Raw genomic sequence first — 20,764 nt, 5'->3', positions numbered from 1 at the left:
AGCAAGTCGAGTCGCGATCAGCGGGAGACGCGGCTCGTGACGGCAGGGAACCGCAGGGTTGTCGCGGTCGCGGTCGCGGGCGGTGGCGGTGGCGGTGGCGGTGGCGGTGACAAGGCGCGGCGGCGAGTCGGGGTTGCCGGTCGGGGTTGCCGGTAGTGGTGGCAAGGTGCGGCTGTCCGTCGGGGTTGCCGGTCGGGGTGGCCGGTGGCGGTGGCGAGGTGCGGCTGTCCGTCGCGGTTGCCGGTCGCGGTGGCCGGTCGGGGTTGCCGCTCGGGGTGGCCGGTAGTGGTGGCAAGGTGCGGCTGTCCGTCGCGGTGACCGATCGGGGTGGCCGGTGGCGGTGGCGAGGCCTGGCTGTCCGCCGGTCGCGGTTGCCGACCGCGGTGGCAGGGCGCGCCTTGGCGGTCGCCGGTCGAGGTGGCCAGGCCCAGTCGTGAGCGGAGTGGGCGCTGTTGGCCGCATCAGCAGCGCAGGTGGTAAAGGTTGCGACGTGGGATACGCAGTGGGTCTAGCCAGCTGGGCGGGAGGAATTCAGGTCGACCGTCCGCGAGTCGGACCGTCCAGTCACCGCGGTGGATGAGTCGGTGGTGGTAGCCGCACAGCAACACCGCGTTGCCCAGCGCGGTCTCGCCACCGTCGGCCCAGTGTCGGATGTGGTGGCCGTCGCACCATCTCGGCGGTCGATCACAACCAGGAAAGGCGCAACCGCCGTCCCGCAGGACCAGCGCGCGCCGCAACGGGCCGGTGAAGAGTCGGCGCTGGCGGCCGATGTCCAGGACCTGACTGTTGCCGTTCAGCACGACCGGCAGTACACCCGCATCGCAGGCCAGGCGGCGGACCGCACCGGGGGTGAGGTGCGTGCCGGTCTCCAGTGTCCCGGCGCGTACGCCGTTGAGTAGTTCCTCCAGCGAAACGGTCACCACCAGTTGAGGCCGGTCACCGCCGTTGTCGGGCAGCTGACCGGTGCGTAGAGCCAGTCGGCAGATCTCGCCTAACGCATCAGCGCGGCGCTGACCAGGACTGCGGTCATCGTGCTCACCGGACGGCGCGCAGAGCGGATCGATCGCCTCGCGCAGCAGGCTCGCGGTTTCGGTGTCGAGGTTGCCGCTGAGGCGTACCTCGCCGTTTCTTTGTTCGGAGAGCGTGACGTGCCGGCGGGCCTCTGCTCGCTCGGTGGCCCGCTCCAGAGCCTTCAACTCAGCCTGGTCGGCCAACTCCGGGGCGACGTGCGCGAGGACGCGCTCACCGAGCCGGCTCAGGCTGGTCGGATCGAAGCGCTCGGCCCAGGCGACCAGTAGTTGGGTGGCCTTGTCCGCCGCTTCGGGGCCTGCTTCGACCGGGAGGGCGGCGATCGTCTCGGCCACCACCCGACCCTGCTCAACCGTCATGGCACCGCTGAGCAGCGCGGCGCGTACCGCTGGCGGAGCGGCGTCGATGGCGGCGGCGAGCTGGACCAACTGGCGGGCGCTGCGCCCTGAGAGCCGCAGTCGCTCCCGGAGCCAACCGGCTGTGGACGAGGCGCCCTGAGCGACCGCCACCCCGCGACCATCCAACTCGCGGACCAGGCCCAGCTGGACGGCGGCCAACCGCTGCCCCAACACCTGGGTCGCATCGAGTGAGGCAAGCAAATCGTCATCGGAGAGCGCCCAGAGCGCGGTTTCGGCGCAGTCGTCAACTGCCCCGCTCACCTGCGCCAACGCCTCCAACATGGAACCAGAATAGAACTGGTGTACGACATTTTCGGAGTCGTATTGACCAATAAGTGGAAGTGGGCATCGTGGGCTGTCCGCTCGCCGTGCCCCGATTTCCCGCCGGCCGGCGCGTCCGTCAAAGCGCACCGCCAACGCCGCCCGCCAGCAGCGCCGTCAAGCCGCGCAGCCCGCTGGGGCCGAGTCGCGAAGACGCGCTCGGCCCCGCCGCTCGGCCGCGCCGCCCGCGCCGCCCGCCCCGCTGGACTGGCCGCGCCACCGCGCCACCGCGCCACCGCGCCACCGCGCCGCCCGAGCTGTTGGGCCGCGTCGCCCGCGTCGCCCGCGCCGCCGCGCCCCCGCGCCGCTGGACTGGCCGCGCCCCCGCGCCGCCCGCGCCGTCCGCGCCGTCCGCGCCGTCCGCGCCGTCCGCGCCGTCCGCGCCGTCCGCGCCGTCCGCGCCGTCCGCGCCGCTGGGCTGGCCGCGCCGCCAGGCCGCGCTCGCCATGCAGGCCACTCCGTCGAGCCGCGCCCGCCGTCGAATCCACCTGCTGGCCGCTGACGGTGCAGGCGTGGCCGACGGGACGCGGGGGTGATGGCGGGTTGGGGAGGCGGCCGGGATCATGGGTGTATGACCGAGGCCCGCTCCGATTCGCGCCGGATGACGATCAGTGACCCCCAGGTGATGCGGGCGATGGCGCATCCGGCCCGGATCGCGATCATGGAGTACCTGAACAGTCGCGAGAGTGGTGGGACTGCCACCGAGTGTGCCGAGATCGTTGGGCTGTCGCCGAGCGCTACCAGTTACCACCTGCGGGCGCTGGCGAAGTTCGGCCTGGTTGAGCAGGCGCCGAGTCGGGGGGACGCGCGCGAGCGTTTGTGGCGTGTGCCGAGCGTGAGTGTGCTGGTCGAGGCGGGTCGCGATGCCGGGCCTGAGGCGCGTGCGGCCGAGCAGGCGCTGGTGGAGGCGCATGCGGTCCGGGCCATGGAGCGGACTCGGGACTGGTTGCGGCGTGCCGGGGACGAGCCGGCCGAGTGGTACGAGACGGCCCTCTTCACCGACACGCTGGTGCTGCTCACCGCCGACGAGTTGACCGAGTTGAACCAGGCGGTGATGGCGCTGCTCCGGCCGTATCACCCGCGGCGGCGGCAGGGTGGCGCACCGCCGGGCGCGCGCACGGTCGCGGTGCAGTACCGGACGGTGCCGCTGGCATAGTCGGGCTTGCATGAATCAGTTGTGAAGGATTATTTTCGAAGTATGTCCTTCGCAACTGACGATTCGCGCTGGTCGGACGTCTGGCTCGCCGCCGCCGCTCGGGGCACCACGATCTGCGGCGACTTCCTCGCCGCGACCGCGCTGGCGTTGGCACTTCAGGGTGCCGGCGCCGGTGGGCTGGCCGTGTCGGGGCTGCTGCTGGCCGCCACCCTGCCCCTGGTGGTCCTCGCCCCGCTCGCAGGCAGACTCGCCGACCGGACGGACAGCCGTACCCTGCTGGTGACGATCGGGTTCGGGCAGGCCGCAATCTGCGCCCTCCTCGCCGTCGTCGAGCAACCGGTCCTGGTGGTGGGGCTCGTCGCCCTGCTGGCCTGCGGGCTCGCGGTCACCCAACCCTGTCTCGCCGCGCTGCTGCCGGCGATGGTCCGCCCGGCTGACCTGCCGCGCGCCAGCGCGATCAGCCAGACCGCCGTTTCGCTCGGTGCGCTCGGCGGCCCGGTGCTGGCCGGCCTGCTGGTGGGGCAGTTCGGCACTCGCGTACCGCTGCTTCTCGATGCGGCGACCTATCTGGCGCTCGTGGTCGCGGGCCTACTCCTGCGGACCCGACGCGGCGGCCGGCGCCCCGCCGCCGCATCCGGCAGCGCCGCATCCGGCAGCGCCGCGTCCGGCAGCGCCGCGTCCGGCAGCGCCGCGTCCGGCAGCGCCGCGTCCGGCAGCGCCGCGTCTGGCAGCGCCGCGTCTGGCAGCGCCGCGTCTGGCAGCGCCGCGTCCGGCAGCGCCGCATCCGGCCGGGCTGCCGCCGTCAGCAGCCCGGCCGTTTCGGGCGGCGTGGCAACCCCGGGGGGTACGGAGGGCGGCTGGCGGCTGCGCCGCGATCCGTTGATGCTCGTCATGGTGGTGAGCACTGCCGTGGTGATCGCGGCGATCGGCGGCATCAACGTGATCGAGGTCTTCTTCATCCGCGAGACCCTGGGTGGCTCGGCGACCACGTATGGCCTGGTCAGCGCCGCATGGATGGCCGGCATGCTGCCGGGGACCTGGCTCGCCGTACGACTTGCCCGGCGGCTCGACGACGACGGCGCGTTGGTACGGGGGGTGCTGGCGACTCTGGCCGTGTGCAGCCTGATGGTGTTGCTGGCGGCGACGGTGCCGGCGGCAGGTGTGCTGGTGCCGCTCTGGCTGGTGGGTGGTGCGGCCAACGGTGGCGAGAACGTCTTCGCCAACCTGCTCACCGCTCGGCGGGTGCCGGAGGCGGTGCGCGCCCGGGCGTACGCCAGTTACGGCGCGGCGGTGCAGGGTGGCTCGATGGCAGGGTTTCTGATCGGCGGGGCGCTGCTCGCGGTCGTTCCGCCTCGGCCGCTGATCGCCGGAGCCGGTGTGGTCGGGCTGCTGGTGGTGCTGGTCTTCGTGCCGTTCGTGACCGGGGCGGCACGACGGTCGTCAAGTGCGGGCTTGGCCACTCCGGGCCGGCCCGCCGAGCCGGAGCCGGCCGCCGGGGATACGGTCGGGCCATGGCTGAGCGCATCGCACGCCCGCGGGTCGGGCACATCCAGTTCCTGAACTGCCTGCCGATCTACTGGGGTCTGATGCGCTCCGGTGCCCTGCTCGACGTCGACCTGCAGAAGGACTCGCCGGACCGGTTGAGCGCGGCGCTGGTCGCCGGCGACCTCGACATCGGCCCGATCACGCTTTTGGAGTATCTGAAGCACGCCGACGAACTGCTGCTCCTGCCGGACCTGGCGGTGGGCAGCGACGGGCCGGTGCTCTCGGTCAACATGGTCTCCACCCGACCGCTCGCCGAGCTGGACGGCGCCCGGGTGGCGCTCGGTTCGACCTCCCGTACCGGGGTGATGACGGCTCAGCTGCTGCTCGCCGAGCAGTACAACGTGCGGCCCGAGTACTTCCGCTGCCCGCCGGACCTGACCCAGATGCTGCTGGAGGCAGACGCCGCCGTGCTGATCGGGGACGTGGCGCTGCGGGCGTACTACGAGGCACCGCAGAAGGGCCTCACCGTCACCGACCTCGGGCAGGCGTGGCGGGAATGGACCGGGCTGCCGATGGTCTTCGCCGTGTGGGCGGTCCGCCGCGACTTCGCCGCCGCCCACCCGGGCCTGGTGAAGGAGGTGCACGAGGCCTTCCTGCGTTCGCGGGATCTCTGCCTGGCCGAGTTGGACCAGGTCGCCGAGTCGGCGGCCCGCTGGGAGACGTTCGACGCGGCGACGCTGGCCACGTACTTCCGGACCCTCGACTTCTCCCTCGGCGAGCGGCAGGTCGCCGGGCTGCGCGAGTGGGCCCGGCGGGCCGCCGCCATCGGCGAGGCCCCGGCGCTGCCGGACGGCGGCCCGGAGTTCTTCGCCGGCTGATCGCGGCCAGGCCGGGCAGAGCGCCAAGCTGCGAGACCAGGCCCCGGGTCAGAAGGCCCGGGGCGGGGCGCGGCCGGCGTCAGCCTGACCGGCTCAGGTGCCGGGGCGGAGCAGCGCCTCGGTGATCTTCTCGCAGTTCTTCATGCCGTAGTCGTAGCCCATGTTGATCGGGTACTGGACCATCACGCCCATCGTCCAGGTGTCACCGATGGCCAGGCAGTTGATGTGCATCTCCTGCTCCTTGGTCCGGTCGATCCACCCGTTCTTGATGGCGATCTTCTTCTGCTCGGAGGCCGGGAAGGCCTTGCGGATCCCGAAGTCGCCGGCTCCACGAACCAGTTTCATCTCGTTGAGCAGCCACTTGGTCCACTTCGGCCCGGCGGCCGTGCCGGTGGCGATGCAGTTGCCCATCCGGGCGGTGTCCCGGGGAGAAAGTGCCGTCCGGCTCCAGCCGCCGTCGGGGGCGACGCTGCTGTCGGTCAGTTTGCACATGGAGATGAGCCGCTTGATCGACGCTTCCCGGTCGACCTGGTTGTAGAACTGTTCGGCCCGGGTGTTGTCGCTGTCCCGGATGATCCGCGTCGCGTCGGCGAGCTTCGCGTCGCTCGGGGTCTGGCCGGCGTCGGCTGCGCGACGCAGGTAGTCGGCGACGATCCAGGCCTTGATCATCGAGGCGGTCGTGCTGGTCTCGCCCATGTTCTTCGAACCGATGATCTTTCCGGTTCGGCGGTCGAGGACGCTCCAGGAGTACCAGCCCTCGATGTTCAGGTCGAGGTCCTTGGCAACGAACGGCAGCGGCTCCAGCGACGGGCTGGGCTTCGGCGACGGCGAGGACGGTTGGCGGGCGCTGCGGTCGGTGCCGGATCCGGTGGGGCGGTCGCTGGTGCCGGAGCCCGCGTCGCCCCACTTGGCCGCGGCGGACGACTCGAACGGCGACCCGGGCAGCAGTCGCAGCGACACCAGGACCAGCCCGATGAGGATGACCGCGACGGCGATCAGCCGAACCGGGGAGGCCTCGCCGCCGTTGCGGCGGTCGACTCGACGGTTGCCGGCCATCAGAGCTTTCCGACCGGCTGCTGCGGCACCTTGAGCGCGGCACCCGGCTGCGGGGTGACCAGTTGGGTGGCCACACTGGCGCAGACCTTCGCGCCGTAGTCCAGACCGGTCCTGATCGGGTAGCGCAGCATCACCGCGAGGCTCCACTTGCTGGTGACGGCGAGGCAGTTGACGTGCCAGTCGCCGTCGCCGTAGATGGGGGTCCAGCCGTTCTTCATGCTGACCGGGCCCTGAGCGGTGATCGACTTGGGTAGACCGTCGATGATTCCCCAGCGGCCACCACCGGACGAGGGCCTCTGGTCCTTGGCCGCGGTGGTGCCCTTCACCTTGCTCATCTGGTCCAACACCCACTTGGTCCACTTCGGGCCGGCGGCCTTACCGTCGGCGATGCAGTCGCCGACACGAGCCGCGTCGCGGGGGGACATCCGGGTGAAACTCCAGTAGCCGGTGTACGGCTTGACGTTGCCGCGCTTGGTGTCGGTCAGCCCGCAGATCTTGATCGCTCGCTGGATCACCGCGTCGGGGACGCTGCTCGACGAGGGCTTGTAGGAGCCACCCGCAGCGGCGTGGACCTTGTTGGCCGCTCCGTCGTTGCTGTCGACGATGGCGAGTCGAGCCGCCTCCTTCAACGATGCGGGCGGCTCCTTGTCGCCGAGCTGTCGCAGGTAGTCGGAGACGATCCACGCCTTGATCATCGACTCGGTGGAGCTGGTCGCGGTCATGTTCGGCGACCCGGAGATCTTGCCCGTCTTCCGGTCCAGCAGGGCCCACGAGAAGAACTCACCCTTGAAGCTCACCGACACCGGGCCGGCGGCCAGGGTGGGCGGCGGCGGTGGGGTGGGCGCGGGCGCGGCGACGCTCGACGTGCCGCCTCCGCCTCCGCCGCCGCTGTCGTCGCTGGCGAGCCGGGCGTACGCGGTGGGGACCAGTAGGACGCCGCCGAGCACGACCGCCGTGATGGCGAGCACCAGGGTCACGCGAGATCGCATGAGTGGGTGAACTCCAGGTGTCAGGGCCGGGGGGACCGGCTTGTCGTCGGGACGAATCGGGTGCGATCGCCGAGGCCGGGGGAGGTGGCCTCTGTGGAGATGTCGATGTCGGCAGCCGATTGGTTGTCCGGCAGAAGTCTACGTCCGTACCGGCGGACCGCCAGGGTTCGACACTAGGCAACCTGGGATAAAGGCGGGATATGAGGCCGGTATGAGGTTTTTGCAGTGATTCACCTTTGTTTCGTGGCCTAGGTCACGGTGCCGTCACGGTCCCCAGGTGGCGCAAAGCAGTCATCCGCTCACAGATGGGATGGGTGGATTCCTGTTACACCCCCTGGTGCAACGAGGCGCAAGCTGTAACACTTAGCCTCATGTATGGCAACGACTTCTCCGCCCCGGACGGCGCCACCGACGAGGCGCCCGGCGGCCTGCTGGGCGAGGTCGAGGCCGCCGAGGCCGAGCTGCGCGCAGCGGCGGCGCGCGGGCGGCGCGGCGGACCCGCGCCGGACGAGGACCTGGCGGCGTACTTCGCGGAGGTCGTCGACGCCGAGCAGAAGATCGAGCCCCGCGACTGGATGCCCGACGCGTACCGGCGGACGCTGATCCGACAGATCGCCCAGCACGCCCACTCCGAGATCATCGGCATGCAGCCGGAGGGCAACTGGATCAGCCGGGCGCCGTCGCTCAAGCGCAAGGCGATCCTGCTGGCCAAGGTGCAGGACGAGGCGGGCCACGGCCTCTACCTCTACGCCGCCGCCGAGACCCTCGGCATCAGCCGCGACGAGCTGGTCCAACTGCTGCTCGACGGCCGCCAGAAGTACAGTTCGATCTTCAACTACCCCACCCTGAGCTGGGCCGACGTCGGGGCCATCGGGTGGTTGGTGGACGGCGCGGCGATCGTCAACCAGGTCCCGCTCTGCCGCTGCTCTTACGGCCCGTACGCCCGGGCGATGATCCGGGTCTGCAAGGAGGAGTCGTTCCACCAGCGGCAGGGCTACGAGATCCTGCACACCCTGGCGCACGGCACCCCGGCGCAGCAGGCGATGGCCCAGGACGCGGTGGACCGTTGGTGGTACCCGTCGCTGGCCATGTTCGGCCCGCCCGACGGCGACTCGACGCACTCCGCCCAGTCGATGGCCTGGAAGATCAAGCGCTTCTCGAACGACGACCTGCGCCAACGCTTCGTCGACATGTGCGTCCAGCAGGCCGAGATCCTCGGGCTGCGCATCCCCGACGCGGACCTGCGCTGGAACGACGAGCGGCAGGCGTACGACTACACCCAGCCGGATTATGACGAGCTGATGCAGGTGATCTCGGGCGACGGGCCGTGCAACCGGGAGCGGATGGCCCACCGCCGGGCCGCGCACGCCGACGGCACCTGGGTACGCGAGGCCGCCGCGGCGTACGCCGCGAAGCGGGCGGGACAGAAGGAGACGGTGGCCGCGTGAGCGAGCGTAGCGAGCAAGCCGAACAAGCCGGCATGACGAGTCATTCGCCTCTGTGGGAGGTCTTCGTGCGGGCCCGGCGTGGGCTGTCGCACACGCACGTCGGCAGCCTGCACGCGCCCGACGCCGAGCTCGCCCTGCGCAACGCCCGTGACCTCTACACCCGCCGCCAGGAGGGCGTGTCGATCTGGGTGGTGCCGGCCGGTGCGATCACCGCGTCCAGCCCGGACGAGAAGGACGCCTTCTTCGACCCGGCCGCCGACAAGGTCTACCGCCACCCCACCTTCTACGAGGTGCCGGACGGGGTGGCGCACCTGTGAGCGAGCGGAGCGAGCGAACCAGCCAGCTCAGCGGCGGGGTGCTTCGCGCCGCCGCCGAGCGAAGCGAGGTGACGGCGTGAACGGGCCCTTCGACTTCACCATCTCGCTCGGCGACGACGCGTTGATCGCGGCTCAGCGGCTGGCCGAGTGGACCACCCGCGCGCCGGAGATGGAAGAGGACATCGCGCTGGCGAACATCGCCCTCGACCAGCTCGGGGCGGCGCGGTTGCTGCTGTCGTACGCGGGTGAGCTGGAGGGCGCCGGCCGAGACGAGGACGCCCTGGCGTACCTGCGCGACGACCGCGAGTTCCGCAACGCGCTCCTGGTCGAGCTGCCCAACGACGACTTCGCGGTGACGATGGCGAAGCTGTTCTTCCTGGCGGCGTACCAACTGCCGTTGTACGGGGCGCTGGCCGGCTGCGCGGACGAGCGGTTGGCCGCCGTCGGCGCGAAGGCGCGCAAGGAGTCGGCGTACCACCTGGACCACGGCGCGCTGTGGGTGAAACGGCTCGGTGACGGCACCGAGGAGTCGCATCGTCGGATGCAGGCCGCCGTCGACCAGGTGTGGCCGTACACCCACGAGCTGTTCGCCGCGGACCCGGCGGCCCCGGTCGATCCGGCCACCCTGCGGCCCTCGTTCGACGAGGTCGTCGGCCCGGTGCTGGCCGAGGCGACGCTCACCCGGCCGGACAGTTCCTGGGCCCCGGCCGGTGGGCGGGCCGGTGTGCACACCGAGCACCTGGCCTACCTGCTCGCCGAGATGCAGGTGCTGCACCGCGCCCACCCCGGAGCGAAGTGGTGAGCGCGCCGAGCGCGAGCCCGGCAGTCGCCGACCGCACCGGCAGGGGGAGCGCACGGGAGGCCGCCGCGAGCGTCGTGGACCCGGAGATCCGGGTCATCACCATCGACGAGCTGGGCATCCTGCGGGCGGTCGAGGAGGATCCGGCCAGTGGCCGGGTGACCGTCACCATCACCCCGACCTACACCGGCTGCCCGGCGATGGACGTGATCCGGGCCGACATCCGCCGCGCGCTCGCCGCCGCCGGCCACTCGGACGCGCAGGTCCAGACCGTCTACAGCCCACCGTGGAGCACCGACTGGATCTCCGAGGCTGGGCGGGCCAAGCTTGCCGCCGCCGGGATCGCCCCGCCGGCCCCGGTGCCCGCCGCCGGTGTCGTGCCGCTGACGCTCGCGGTCCGCTGCCCGCAGTGCGGTTCACCGGAGACCGAGCAGGTCAGCCGGTTCGGTTCCACAGCGTGCAAAGCGTTGTGGCGGTGCCGTTCCTGCTCCGAACCCTTCGACCACCTGAAGGCGCTGTGACTGTCACCATCACCCGCCCGGTTCGCCGGCGGCCGGTCTTCCACCCGTTGTCCGTCGCCGCCGTCGACCGGCTCACCGACGACTCCGTGGCGGTGACCTTCGCCGTACCCGAGGAACTGCGGGAAACCTTCGCGTTCCGCGCCGGCCAGCACCTCACCGTGCGGCGAGTCGCGGAGGACGGCACGGACGTGCGCCGGTCGTACTCGATCTGCTCCACCCCCGACGATCTCGCCCGGCACGGCCGGTTGCGGATCGGGGTGCGGGAGGTCCCCGGCGGCGCCTTCTCGGCGTTCGCGTGCGGGGCGCTGCGCGGTGGCGACACCGTGGAGGTGCTGCCGCCGCTGGGCACCTTCACCACGGCGTTCGCGCCGGACCGGGCGCGGCACTACGGCGCGGTCGTCGCCGGCTCCGGCATCACCCCGGTGCTCGGGCTGGTCGCGACCGCCCTGGCCGTCGAGCCGGCCAGCACCTTCACCCTGGTGTACGGCAACCGCACGGCGAACACCGTGATGTTCGCCGAGGAACTGGCCGACCTGAAGGACCGCTATCCCACCCGGCTGCACCTGGTGCACGTCCTCTCCCGGGAACAGGGCGAGTCGCCGCTGCTCTCCGGTCGGATCGACGCCGAGCGGCTGGGCCGGTTGCTGGGCACCATCGTGCCGGGCGACCTGATCGAGGAGTGGTTCCTCTGCGGCCCGTACGGCATGGTGGTCGACGTCCGGGACGTGCTGACCGGTCGAGGGCTGCCCGAGTCGGCGGTGCACACCGAGCTGTTCCATGTCGACACGCCACCGGAGCCGGTGCGCCGACCGGCCGACCAGGCCGGCGGCGGGGCGGAGGTGACGATCGTGCTGGACGGCCGGTCGTCGAGCTTCACCATGGGTCGCGAGGAGCGGGTGCTGGACGCCGCGCTGAAGGTGCGGGGTGAGCTGCCGTACGCCTGCAAGGGTGGCGTCTGCTCGACCTGCAAGGCGAAGGTCGTCGACGGCGCGGTCACGATGGCCCGCAACTACGCGCTGGAGCCCGACGAGCTGGCCGCCGGCTACGTGCTCACCTGCCAGTCCAGCCCGACCACCGACAAGCTCACTGTCGACTACGACGCCTGATCGAGCATCCGTACCGCAGATCTTGGACACTTTCCGTCACGCCGAAACGGAAACTGTCCAAGATCTCGGCGGGACACGCCGGTCGTCGTACTAGGGTGCTCGTCACCGGCGACGGAGGGGCGCGTCGGCCGCCGAACCGGCGACGTAGGCTCGGGGTGTGACGGTGAGCCGGGAGATCGACGACATCCTGCAGCGCGGCGCGGACGGCGGGCGGATCACGCCCGAGGAGGCGCTGCTGCTCTACACCGAGGCGCCCTTCCACGCGTTGGGCGAGGCGGCGGACGCGGTGCGCCGGCGGCGCTACCCGGACAACGTCGTCACCTACCTGATCGACCGCAACATCAACTACACGAACGTCTGCGTGACGGCGTGCAAGTTCTGCGCGTTCTACCGGGCGCCCAAGCACTCCGAGGGCTGGACCCACCCGACCGAGGAGATCCTGCGCCGCTGCGGCGAGGCGGTCGAGCTGGGCGCCACCCAGGTGATGCTCCAGGGCGGGCACCACCCGGACTACGGCGTGGAGTACTACGAGGAGCTGTTCTCCTCGGTCAAGCAGGCCTACCCGCAGCTGGTCATCCACTCGATCGGCCCGAGCGAGATCCTGCACATGGCCAAGGTGTCCGGGGTGAGCCTGGACGAGGCCATCGCCCGGATCAAGACCGCCGGCCTGGACTCGATCGCCGGCGCCGGCGCGGAGATGCTGCCCGAGCGGCCCCGCAAGGCGATCGCCCCCCTCAAGGAGTCGGGCGAGCGCTGGCTGGAGGTCATGGAGCTGGCCCACCGGCAGGGCATCGAGTCGACCGCCACCATGATGATGGGCACCGGCGAGACGCACGCCGAGCGGATCGAGCACCTGCGGATGATCCGCGACGTGCAGGACCGCACCGGCGGTTTCCGGTCGTTCATCCCGTGGACGTACCAGCCGGAGAACAACCACCTGAAGGGCCGCACCCAGGCGACCACCCTGGAATACCTGCGGCTGGTCGCGGTGGCCCGGCTCTTCTTCGAGACCGTGCCGCACCTGCAGGCGTCCTGGTTGACCACCGGCAAGGACGTCGGGCAGCTTTCGCTGCACATGGGCGTGGACGACCTCGGGTCGATCATGCTGGAGGAGAACGTCATCTCCTCCGCCGGTGCCCGGCACCGCTCCAACCTGCACGAGCTGATCGGCATGATCCGCTCGGCGGACCGGATCCCCGCGCAGCGCGACACCCTCTACAACCGGCTCGCCGTGCACCACACGCCGGCCGACGACCCGACCGACGAGCGGGTGGTCTCGCACTTCTCCTCGATCGCGCTGCCCGGCGGCGGCGCGGGCCGATCCCTGCCGCTGGTGGACGTCAGCTGACGGTCGACCCCCGGCCGTTCGGCTGATCGACGCTCATGCTCCCGCCGGATCACCCCGGCGGTACGGGTGGTCCCCGCCGCCGCAGCGTCAGCCTCTCCGGTGCGGGGCTGGTGGAGGTGATCGTCGGCGGCTAGCGTCCCGGCTCATATTCGTCGCCACGGTCGACGGAAGAGGCTGTCCTCCATCGGCCCGCTGCGGGTCGTTCATATAACGCACGGCAGTACGGGCGGGATGGGTGACCATTCCGCCCGTACTGTCTGCGCAGCTCGGGCCGGACGGATGAAAACCCCTCCGCCTGCTGGCGTGGAAGATCGGCCTCCGATAGCGTCCGCTCGTTCCGCAACCATTCTTTCTTCCCTACCCCCGGGGGACTGATGACAGCGTTCCACCGCTCGACGCTGGTGCGCGCCAGTGTCGTGGCGCTGCTCGCGGCCGGCGGCATCGCCGCCGTGGCCGCCCCAGTGCTGGCGGCCGAGCAGGCCGATCTGGCCCTGGTGCCGCTCAGCTACAACCTGGCCAAGGGCGTCACGGAGGCCAAGAGCAAGCCGTTCAAGTTCTCCGTCGACAACACCCGCAGCGAGGAAGACGCCAAGGGTGTCAGTTACACGGTGGACACCAGCAAGCTGAAGACGAACAAGGTCCGGGTCGTGGTGCCCGACGGCTGCCGGGTGAACGGCAAGAAGTTCACCTGCCGCCTCGGCGACCTGCCCGCCGGCACCAGCGAGGACTTCGGAATCCCGATCTTCTCCACCGGCGGCAAGGGCGCCGCCGGCACCCTGGTGGTCACCATCCGCTCGGCCACCGAGGACCCCAACAAGGAAGACAACAAGGTCGAGCACGACATCACCGTCACCGAGCCCGGGTACGACCTGACCAGTTGGGTGCAGGACGTCAACGCCAACGTGGTGCTGAACGGCGTCAACGGTGACGACCCCGACCTTCGGCCGGTGCGGCCGGGCGAGACGGTGCCGGTCGACTGGGCGGTCTACAACGACGGCAGCCGCAAGGCCACCGGTCTCGCCTACGTGCTGACCCTGCCGGCGGGCGTCACCTTCGACACCCTGCCCGACACGTGCACCAGGCAGACGTTCGGCGTCGCTCAGGCGCTCTGCCAGGACGACGGCGCGGTGATCCGCCCCGGTGACTACTACACCGCGGACATCAAGGTGACTGTCGGCAAGGACGTCACCGAGCCCGTGCTGCGGGTCGGCGAGCTGGTGGCGCACGGCCTCGACGCGGCAGCGGGCAAGCCCGAGGAGCAGCCACGACGGGCCAGCACCGCCCAGCGGAAGGCCTTCACCGAGATCGACGAGGGCGACAACCAGGCGATCTTCGACGTCTTCGTCGACCAGACCGTCGACCCGACGCCGACGGCCACCCCGACGCCGACGGCCACCCCGACGCCGACGGTCACCCCGACCCCGTCGCCGACGGTCACCCCGACGGAGACCCCGTCGCCGACGGTCACCCCGACGGAGACGCCAACCCCGACGGAGACGCCAACCCCGACGCCGACGGTCACTCCGACCGAGACGCCGACCCCGACGCCGACGCCGACGGAGACGCCGACCCCGACCCCGACGCCGACGGAGACGCCGACGCCAACGGAGACGCCGACCCCGACGCCGACGGTCACTCCGACCGAGACGCCGACCCCGACGCCAACGGAGACGCCGACGCCGACGCCGACCGTCACCCCGACCGAGACGCCGCAGCCGACGGTCACGCCGACGAAGACGCCGACCGTTACGCCGACCCCGACCCCGACCGAGACGCCGACGGTCACTCCGACCGCGACGGCCACTCCGACGCCGGTCCCCGGCGGTACGACGACGCCGGGCACGACCGTCTCGCCGGGTGCCGGTGATGGTTCCACCGGTGGTGGCTCGGGCGGTGGCGGCCTGCCGGTGACCGGTGTGCAGGTCGGCCTGATCGGCGGCATCGGCGTGATCATCCTGCTGGTGGGTGGGGCGCTGCTGGTGCTCACCCGGCGCCGCAAGGTGGTTCTGGTCTCGCCGACGGACGAGAAGTCGACCGACTGACACCGGTGTCCTGACCAGCGGCGCGACCGCGACGGGTGCGATGGCGCCGGGCGTTCTGACCGAGGTGTCACGGACGCGGGTACGACGTGCGGGCGGGGTGGGCGACCACCCCGCCCGCACGCGTACGGGCTGCCGGCCGCCCACCCAGCGAACGTCGGTTGGCGGGCGGCTGGCAGAGTGAGGGGGTGAGCCGTACCCCGCAGGGCCAGCGCGCCAGTCTGGACAAGCAGCCGCACGAGGTCGCCGCGATGTTCGACGGCGTGGCCGAGCGTTACGACCTGACCAACACGGTGATCTCGCTGGGCCAGGATCGCTCCTGGCGGCGGGCCACCCGGGCGGCGCTCGGGCTGCGACCGGGCGAGCGGGTGCTGGACGTGGGCGCGGGCACCGGCGTCTCGACGCGGGAGCTGGCCCAGTCCGGGGCGTACGCGGTCGGGGTCGACCTGTCACTGGGCATGTTGCACACCGGCAAGCGGGCCCGGCCCGAGGTGCCGCTGCTGGCGGGAGACGCGCTGCGGCTGCCGTTCGCCGACGCCAGCTTCGACGCGGTGACCATCTCCTTCGCGTTGCGCAACGTCAACGACACCGACGCGGCGCTGCGTGAGCTGGCCCGGGTGACCCGGCCGGGCGGCCGGCTGGTGGTCTGCGAGTTCAGCACCCCGGTCAACCCGGTCTTCCGGACGGTCTACCTGTCGTACCTGATGCGGTCGCTGCCGGCGGTGGCCCGCACGGTGTCGAGCAACCCCGAGGCGTACGTCTATCTCGCCGAGTCGGTCCGGGCCTGGCCGGCGCAGTCCGCGCTGGCCGGCCGGGTCGCCGCGGCCGGGTGGGGGCGCGTGGCGTGGCGCAACCTGACCGGTGGCGTGGTGGCCCTGCACCGGGGGATCCGCGAGTAGCGGGCACCGCACCAGCCGGCACGGACATTATTCAGGTTCCGTGAATATCGGACTTGGTCCACTTTGCCCGGTACGCTCGATCGCATGACCGGAGCAGACCCGGCGGACCCGGTGGCCGCGACCGATGACGACGCGGCCGAACTCATCTCTCAGTTGCGCGAGTTGGCCGGGGCCGACCCGGTGGAGGTCCGGCAGGTGGTCGCCGAGGTGTTGGCGGCGCTGGACCGAGCGGCGGGTGGGGCGCTCCGCGAGCATCTGCCGGAGACAATTCGGGTCGATGCGGGCCTGGACGCCTCCAGCACGGCCTGACACCTGACCGCTGTGGACGGTCGAGAGCTGTCACATCGGCGAGTTAGGTACCCCTGATCCTGCGCTGGTATGACGCCGGTCATACACTCGTCCCGTCTGGCTTGTGAAGCATTTCACGAGCGTGCGGGAGGAGGCGCGGATGACCGCGGTGGAGCATGACGCCGACGTCATTGTCGTGGGCGCCGGTCCCGGTGGATCAGCGACTGCGTACCACCTGGCCCGGCACGGCGTACGGGTGCTGCTGTTGGAGAAGACCGAGTTCCCCCGGGAGAAGGTCTGCGGCGACGGGTTGACGCCGCGCGCGGTGCGCCAGCTCATCCGGATGGGTGTGGACACCTCGCCCGAGGCGGGCTGGCTGCACAACCGCGGCCTGCGGGTCATCGGCGGTGGGGTACGCCTCGAACTGGACTGGCCGGAGCTGGCCAGCTTCCCCAACTACGGTCTGGTGCGCACGCGCCTGGACTTCGACGACCTGCTCGCCCAGCGGGCGGTGGCTGCCGGCGCGAAACTTCGGACCAGCGTCAACGTGCTGGGCCCGGTGCTCGACGGCGACGGCCGCGTCACCGGCGTCGAGGCGGAGGTCGGGCCGGGCAAGGAGCCCACCACCTTCCACGCCCCGCTGGTCGTCGCGGCGGACGGCGTCTCCGGCCGGTTCCCGCTGGCGCTCGGGCTGGCCAAGCGGGAGGACCGGCCGATCGGGGTCGCCGTCCGCCGCTACTACCGCTCGCCGGCCAAGCACGAGGACAACTACCTGGAGTCCTGGCTGGAGCTGCGCAGCAAGGACAGCGGCGACAACCTGCTGCCCGGGTACGGCTGGATCTTCGGCCTCGGTGACGGGCGGGTCAACGTCGGGCTCGGCGTGCTCAACTCGTCCTCGGCGTTCGGCAAGACCAACTACCGCCGGCTGCTCACCGACTGGCTCGCCAACACCCCCGAGGACTGGGGAATGACCGACGAGACCAACGCCGAGGGCCCGATCCTCGGTGCCGCGCTGCCGATGGGCTTCAACCGGGTGCCCCACTACACCCGCGGAGTGCTGCTGGTCGGCGACTCGGGCGGCATGGTCAACCCGTTCAACGGCGAGGGCATCGCGTACGCGATGGAGTCCGGCGAGCTGGCCGCGGAGGTCGTGGTCCAGGCGCTCGCCCGGCCCGCCGGCCCGGAACGCGAGCGTGCGCTGCTGGCGTACCCGAACGAGTTGAAGGCCCGGCTCGGCGGCTACTACCGGTTGGGCGGCATCTTCGTGAAACTGATCGGCCGCCCCGAGATCATGCGGATCGCCACCAAACACGGCATGCCGCACCCGACGCTGATGCGTTTCGTACTCAAGCTTTTGGCCAACCTGACCGACCCGCGCGGCGGGGACGCGATGGATCGGGTCATCAACGCGATGACGAAGGCCGCCCCAGCTGTCTGAGTAGGACGGCATCGGCGCTGGTCACGCCGCCGATGCCGACAAAGATCGACCCCCGCCGACTGCCACGGCGAGGGACGTGAATAGTGTGATTTTCGTCAAGCACCGAGGGCAGGGAAGGACGAGCAGGAGAAAACGATGTCGCTCTCGCCTTACGCACCGATCATCGGGCTGTTCGCCCTCGCCGCGGCGTTCTCGCTGTTTTCCGTCGGCGCCGCCCGCTTCGCCGGTCCCCGTCGCTACAACAAGGCCAAACTCGAGGCTTACGAGTGCGGCATCGAGCCCAGCCCGCAGCCGGTCGGCGGCGGGCGGTTCCCGATCAAGTTCTACCTGACGGCGATGCTCTTCATCGTCTTCGACATCGAGATCATCTTCCTCTACCCCTGGGCGGTCTCGTTCGACGCTCTGCCGATCTTCGGCTTCGTGGAGATGGTCCTGTTCATCGTCGCGGTCTTCGTTGCGTACGCCTACGTGTGGCGGCGCGGCGGCCTGGACTGGGACTGAGGAAGGAACGTCAGATGGGCATCGAGGAGAAGCTTCCCGCCGGCGTCCTGCTCACCTCGGTGGAGAAGCTGGTCAACTGGTCCCGGAAGTCGTCCGTGTGGGGCGCCACCTTCGGCCTGGCCTGCTGCGCCATCGAGATGATGGCCGCCGGTGGTCCGCACTACGACATGGGCCGCTGGGGCATGGAGGTCTTCCGGGCGTCGCCCCGGCAGGCCGACCTGATGATCGTGGCCGGCCGGGTGAGTCAGAAGATGGCCCCGGTGCTGCGCCAGATCTACGACCAGATGGCCGAGCCGCGCTGGGTGCTGTCGATGGGCGTCTGCGCCAGCAGCGGCGGCATGTTCAACAACTACGCGATCGTGCAGGGCGTCGACCACGTGGTGCCGGTCGACATGTACCTGCCCGGCTGCCCGCCCCGGCCGGAGATGCTCATCGACGCGATCCTCAAGCTGCGCGAGAAGATCATGTATGAGCCGCTGGGCCCGAACGGCCGCAAGATGCTGGCGGCCCGCCAGGAGCGCGGCGACGTTCCGATCGTCCCCTACGGCTCGATGCCCTCCTCGTACCGCAGCGACAAGGCCCGGCGTGCCGAGTGGACCCGGGCGGTCCGCGAGGGCCGCGAGGAGCAGCTGCGCATCGAGAACTGGATGAACGCTCAGAACCACCTCCACCCGCAGGCAGGCCCGAAATGACGTCACCCACCGACAAGCCAAACGACGGCGGGGTGCCGGTGCCGGTCACCCCGGTCGGCGCCAGCAGCACCGCCCCGGCGGAGTACCCGCCGGCCAGCCCGGCGGGGCGCGGCATGTTCGGCAACCAGGGCACCGGCGACGTGTCCGGCTACGGCGGCCTGGTCCGCCAGCGCCAGCCCATCGAAGAGGCGTCCCGGCCGTACGGGGGCTACTTCGACGAGGTCCGCGACGCGCTGGAGGAGGCGTACCCCGCCTTCAACGACGCCATCGAGAAGGTGGTCGTCGACCGGGGTGAGCTGACCCTGCACGTCCGCCCGGAGCGGATCGCCGAGGTGTGCCAGGCGATGCGGGACGACCTGGCGCTGCGCTTCGAGCTGTGCTCCTCGGTGTCCGGCGTGGACTACCTGGGCGCCGACGAGCGTCGGCTGCACGTGGTCTACTTGCTCACCTCGATGACGTACCGGCGGCAGGTCCGGCTGGAGGCCGCGGTCTCCGTCGAGGCCCCGCACCTGCCCAGCGTGACCGCCGTCTACCCGACGGCGGACTGGCAGGAGCGCGAGGCGTACGACATGTTCGGCATCGTCTTCGACGGCCACCCCAACCTGACCCGGATCCTCATGCCGGACGACTGGGAGGGCCACCCGCAGCGTAAGGACTACCCGCTCGGCGGCGTCCCCGTCGAGTACAAGGGCGCGGAGATCCAGCCGCCGAGCGAGCGGAGGTCGTACCAGTGACGACGTCGAACTACGCCAGCGAGCGCGAGACCGACGAGGGTCGGGTCTTCACCGTCACCGGTGGGGACTGGGACACCATCGTCTCGGGCACCGACCCGATCAACGACGAGCGGATCGTCGTCAACATGGGTCCGCAGCACCCGTCCACGCACGGGGTGCTGCGACTGATCCTGGAGCTGGAGGGCGAGACGGTCCGCGAGGCCCGCTCGGTCATCGGCTACCTGCACACCGGCATCGAGAAGAACCTCGAATACCGCAACTGGGTCCAGGGTTCGACGTTCGTGACCCGGATGGACTACCTCGCCCCGATCTTCAACGAGACGGCGTACGCCCTCGCGGTCGAGAAGCTGCTCGGCATCACCGACGACATCACCGAGCGGGCCACCACGATCCGCGTGCTGATGATGGAGCTCAACCGGATCTCGTCGCACCTGGTCTGGCTGGCCACCACCGGCATGGAGCTGGGCGCGATCTCGATCATGTTGTACGGCTTCCGCGAGCGGGAGTACATCCTCGACATCTTCGAGACCATCACCGGTCTGCGGATGAACCACGCGTACGTGCGGCCGGGCGGTGTGGCGCAGGACGTGCCGGACGAGGCGATCGTCAAGATCCGCGAGTTCCTCAAGATGATGCCGAAGAAGCTCAAGGAGTACGAGGACCTCCTCTCCGGCCAGCCGATCTGGACCGAGCGGACGAAGGGCGTCGCGGTGCTGGACGTCACCGGCTGCGTGGCGCTCGGCATCACCGGCCCGGTGCTGCGCTCCGCCGGCCTCGCCTGGGACCTGCGCAAGACCATGCCGTACTGCGGCTACGAGACGTACGAGTTCGACGTGCCGACCCACCCCGACGGTGACGTGTGGGGTCGCTACCAGGTCCGGCTCGCCGAGATCCGGGAGTCGATGAAGCTGGTCGAGCAGGCGCTGGACCGGCTCCGTCCCGGCCCGGTGATGGTCGCCGACCGCAAGATCGCCTGGCCGGCGCAGCTCGCCATCGGCGTGGACGGCATGGGCAACTCGCTGGAGCACGTCGCGAAGATCATGGGTCAGTCGATGGAGTCGCTGATCCACCACTTCAAGCTGGTGACCGAGGGCTTCCGGGTCCCGCCCGGCCAGGTGTACGTCGCCATCGAGGCGCCCCGCGGCGAGCTGGGCGTGCACGCGGTCTCCGACGGCGGCACCCGGCCCTACCGGGTGCACTACCGGGAGCCCAGCTTCGTCAACCTCCAGGCCCTCCCGGCGATGGCCGAGGGTGGTCTGATCGCCGACGTGATCGCCGGCGGCGCCTCGTTGGACCCGGTCATGGGCGGGTGTGACAGGTGA

Annotated in this window: 20 protein-coding genes and 1 pseudogene; 17 read left to right on the top strand and 4 right to left on the bottom strand. The window is 70.8% G+C overall.

Annotated elements, in window-relative coordinates; genetic code table 11:
- Positions 1-461: 461 nt before the first annotated feature.
- Both ACZ6NZ_RS02720 and ACZ6NZ_RS02715 read right to left on the bottom strand, forming a co-directional pair.
- Positions 462-1,709 (bottom strand): HNH endonuclease signature motif containing protein, encoded by a 1,248-nt coding sequence (locus tag ACZ6NZ_RS02720; protein ID WP_465855164.1) that lies wholly within the window; start codon positions 1,707-1,709, stop codon positions 462-464.
- Positions 1,710-1,827: 118 nt separating this feature from the next.
- On the bottom strand, positions 1,828-2,196 hold the full coding sequence (locus ACZ6NZ_RS02715; protein ID WP_465855162.1) for a hypothetical protein: 369 nt from the start codon (positions 2,194-2,196) through the stop codon (positions 1,828-1,830).
- A gap of 123 nt (positions 2,197-2,319) precedes the next feature.
- On the opposite strand from ACZ6NZ_RS02715, the gene ACZ6NZ_RS02710 reads away from it, so the two are divergent.
- The 3 genes from ACZ6NZ_RS02710 to ACZ6NZ_RS02700 are packed head-to-tail and all read left to right on the top strand — an operon-like array spanning position 2,320 to position 5,267.
- On the top strand, positions 2,320-2,904 hold the full coding sequence (locus ACZ6NZ_RS02710; RefSeq protein WP_465855160.1) for an ArsR family transcriptional regulator: 585 nt from the start codon (positions 2,320-2,322) through the stop codon (positions 2,902-2,904).
- A gap of 42 nt (positions 2,905-2,946) precedes the next feature.
- Entirely contained in the window at positions 2,947-4,464 is a 1,518-nt protein-coding gene (locus tag ACZ6NZ_RS02705; RefSeq protein WP_465855158.1) for an MFS transporter, read from the top strand.
- Positions 4,416-5,267 carry a menaquinone biosynthetic enzyme MqnA/MqnD family protein gene (locus tag ACZ6NZ_RS02700; RefSeq protein ID WP_366605836.1) on the top strand — a complete coding sequence of 284 codons (852 nt, stop codon included), beginning with the start codon at positions 4,416-4,418 and terminating at the stop codon, positions 5,265-5,267. Before ACZ6NZ_RS02705 ends, ACZ6NZ_RS02700 begins: the two co-directional genes overlap by 49 nt.
- A 93-nt stretch (positions 5,268-5,360) precedes the next feature.
- Here ACZ6NZ_RS02700 and ACZ6NZ_RS02695 read toward each other — a convergent pair whose 3' ends face one another.
- On the bottom strand, positions 5,361-6,323 hold the full coding sequence (locus ACZ6NZ_RS02695; protein WP_366605835.1) for a serine hydrolase: 963 nt from the start codon (positions 6,321-6,323) through the stop codon (positions 5,361-5,363).
- Entirely contained in the window at positions 6,323-7,312 is a 990-nt protein-coding gene (locus ACZ6NZ_RS02690; protein ID WP_366605833.1) for a serine hydrolase, read from the bottom strand. Before ACZ6NZ_RS02690 ends, ACZ6NZ_RS02695 begins: the two co-directional genes overlap by 1 nt.
- 371 nt (positions 7,313-7,683) lie before the next feature.
- Between ACZ6NZ_RS02690 and paaA the strand changes: the two genes are divergently transcribed.
- The 14 genes and pseudogenes from paaA to ACZ6NZ_RS02620 all read left to right on the top strand — a co-directional run bounded on the left by paaA (position 7,684) and on the right by ACZ6NZ_RS02620 (position 20,764).
- Complete coding sequence (paaA, locus tag ACZ6NZ_RS02685) at positions 7,684-8,760, top strand: 1,2-phenylacetyl-CoA epoxidase subunit PaaA (protein WP_366605831.1); 1,077 nt, start codon at positions 7,684-7,686, stop codon at positions 8,758-8,760.
- Entirely contained in the window at positions 8,757-9,077 is a 321-nt protein-coding gene (paaB, locus tag ACZ6NZ_RS02680) for a 1,2-phenylacetyl-CoA epoxidase subunit PaaB (protein WP_465855155.1), read from the top strand. Before paaA ends, paaB begins: the two co-directional genes overlap by 4 nt.
- Before the next feature lie 76 nt (positions 9,078-9,153).
- Positions 9,154-9,879 carry a 1,2-phenylacetyl-CoA epoxidase subunit PaaC gene (paaC, locus tag ACZ6NZ_RS02675; RefSeq protein WP_465855153.1) on the top strand — a complete coding sequence of 242 codons (726 nt, stop codon included), beginning with the start codon at positions 9,154-9,156 and terminating at the stop codon, positions 9,877-9,879.
- A complete protein-coding gene (paaD, locus tag ACZ6NZ_RS02670; protein WP_465855151.1) occupies positions 9,876-10,397 on the top strand; it encodes a 1,2-phenylacetyl-CoA epoxidase subunit PaaD in 522 nt (173 codons plus the stop codon). The genes paaC and paaD overlap by 4 nt, the downstream gene beginning before the upstream one ends.
- Complete coding sequence (gene paaE / locus ACZ6NZ_RS02665; RefSeq protein ID WP_465855149.1) at positions 10,394-11,503, top strand: 1,2-phenylacetyl-CoA epoxidase subunit PaaE; 1,110 nt, start codon at positions 10,394-10,396, stop codon at positions 11,501-11,503. Before paaD ends, paaE begins: the two co-directional genes overlap by 4 nt.
- Before the next feature lie 157 nt (positions 11,504-11,660).
- Positions 11,661-12,851, top strand: coding sequence for a cyclic dehypoxanthinyl futalosine synthase (mqnC, locus tag ACZ6NZ_RS02660; RefSeq protein WP_357231653.1), 1,191 nt, complete (start codon positions 11,661-11,663; stop codon positions 12,849-12,851).
- Between the two features lie 374 nt (positions 12,852-13,225).
- Positions 13,226-14,293 (top strand): annotated as a pseudogene (locus ACZ6NZ_RS02655) (cell wall anchor protein); the annotation flags it as partial.
- A gap of 785 nt (positions 14,294-15,078) precedes the next feature.
- The gene (locus ACZ6NZ_RS02650; RefSeq protein ID WP_196920656.1) at positions 15,079-15,789 is read left to right on the top strand and encodes a demethylmenaquinone methyltransferase; all 711 of its coding nucleotides are present in this window, start codon (positions 15,079-15,081) and stop codon (positions 15,787-15,789) included.
- Positions 15,790-15,873: 84 nt separating this feature from the next.
- A complete protein-coding gene (locus ACZ6NZ_RS02645; protein WP_366605824.1) occupies positions 15,874-16,098 on the top strand; it encodes a hypothetical protein in 225 nt (74 codons plus the stop codon).
- Positions 16,099-16,237: 139 nt separating this feature from the next.
- Positions 16,238-17,515, top strand: coding sequence for a geranylgeranyl reductase family protein (locus ACZ6NZ_RS02640; protein WP_465855146.1), 1,278 nt, complete (start codon positions 16,238-16,240; stop codon positions 17,513-17,515).
- Positions 17,516-17,650: 135 nt separating this feature from the next.
- Positions 17,651-18,016, top strand: coding sequence for an NADH-quinone oxidoreductase subunit A (locus ACZ6NZ_RS02635; protein WP_007454588.1), 366 nt, complete (start codon positions 17,651-17,653; stop codon positions 18,014-18,016).
- A gap of 14 nt (positions 18,017-18,030) precedes the next feature.
- Positions 18,031-18,708: a NuoB/complex I 20 kDa subunit family protein gene (locus ACZ6NZ_RS02630; RefSeq protein WP_124821345.1), complete on the top strand. Its 678-nt coding sequence runs from the start codon at positions 18,031-18,033 to the stop codon at positions 18,706-18,708.
- Positions 18,705-19,442 (top strand): NADH-quinone oxidoreductase subunit C, encoded by a 738-nt coding sequence (locus ACZ6NZ_RS02625; RefSeq protein ID WP_465855143.1) that lies wholly within the window; start codon positions 18,705-18,707, stop codon positions 19,440-19,442. The genes ACZ6NZ_RS02630 and ACZ6NZ_RS02625 overlap by 4 nt, the downstream gene beginning before the upstream one ends.
- Entirely contained in the window at positions 19,439-20,764 is a 1,326-nt protein-coding gene (locus ACZ6NZ_RS02620; RefSeq protein WP_357196569.1) for an NADH-quinone oxidoreductase subunit D, read from the top strand. The genes ACZ6NZ_RS02625 and ACZ6NZ_RS02620 overlap by 4 nt, the downstream gene beginning before the upstream one ends.

The organism is Micromonospora sp. NPDC047756, assembly GCF_055587245.1.
This window is presented reverse-complemented; position numbering and strand designations above follow the sequence as displayed.

What these genes read in the sequence shown, in the direction of transcription:
- ACZ6NZ_RS02700 (WP_366605836.1), top strand. Translation starts at nt 4,416, where the DNA reads ATGGCTGAGCGCATCGCACGCCCGCGGGTCGGGCACATCCAGTTCCTG.
- ACZ6NZ_RS02635 (WP_007454588.1), top strand. Translation starts at nt 17,651, where the DNA reads ATGTCGCTCTCGCCTTACGCACCGATCATCGGGCTGTTCGCCCTCGCC.
- ACZ6NZ_RS02640 (WP_465855146.1), top strand. Translation starts at nt 16,238, where the DNA reads ATGACCGCGGTGGAGCATGACGCCGACGTCATTGTCGTGGGCGCCGGT.
- ACZ6NZ_RS02645 (WP_366605824.1), top strand. Translation starts at nt 15,874, where the DNA reads ATGACCGGAGCAGACCCGGCGGACCCGGTGGCCGCGACCGATGACGAC.
- ACZ6NZ_RS02710 (WP_465855160.1), top strand. Translation starts at nt 2,320, where the DNA reads ATGACCGAGGCCCGCTCCGATTCGCGCCGGATGACGATCAGTGACCCC.
- ACZ6NZ_RS02715 (WP_465855162.1), bottom strand. Translation starts at nt 2,196, where the DNA reads ATGGCGAGCGCGGCCTGGCGGCGCGGCCAGCCCAGCGGCGCGGACGGC.
- ACZ6NZ_RS02630 (WP_124821345.1), top strand. Translation starts at nt 18,031, where the DNA reads ATGGGCATCGAGGAGAAGCTTCCCGCCGGCGTCCTGCTCACCTCGGTG.
- ACZ6NZ_RS02695 (WP_366605835.1), bottom strand. Translation starts at nt 6,323, where the DNA reads ATGGCCGGCAACCGTCGAGTCGACCGCCGCAACGGCGGCGAGGCCTCC.
- ACZ6NZ_RS02720 (WP_465855164.1), bottom strand. Translation starts at nt 1,709, where the DNA reads ATGTTGGAGGCGTTGGCGCAGGTGAGCGGGGCAGTTGACGACTGCGCC.
- ACZ6NZ_RS02690 (WP_366605833.1), bottom strand. Translation starts at nt 7,312, where the DNA reads ATGCGATCTCGCGTGACCCTGGTGCTCGCCATCACGGCGGTCGTGCTC.
- ACZ6NZ_RS02625 (WP_465855143.1), top strand. Translation starts at nt 18,705, where the DNA reads ATGACGTCACCCACCGACAAGCCAAACGACGGCGGGGTGCCGGTGCCG.
- paaA (WP_366605831.1), top strand. Translation starts at nt 7,684, where the DNA reads ATGTATGGCAACGACTTCTCCGCCCCGGACGGCGCCACCGACGAGGCG.
- ACZ6NZ_RS02705 (WP_465855158.1), top strand. Translation starts at nt 2,947, where the DNA reads ATGTCCTTCGCAACTGACGATTCGCGCTGGTCGGACGTCTGGCTCGCC.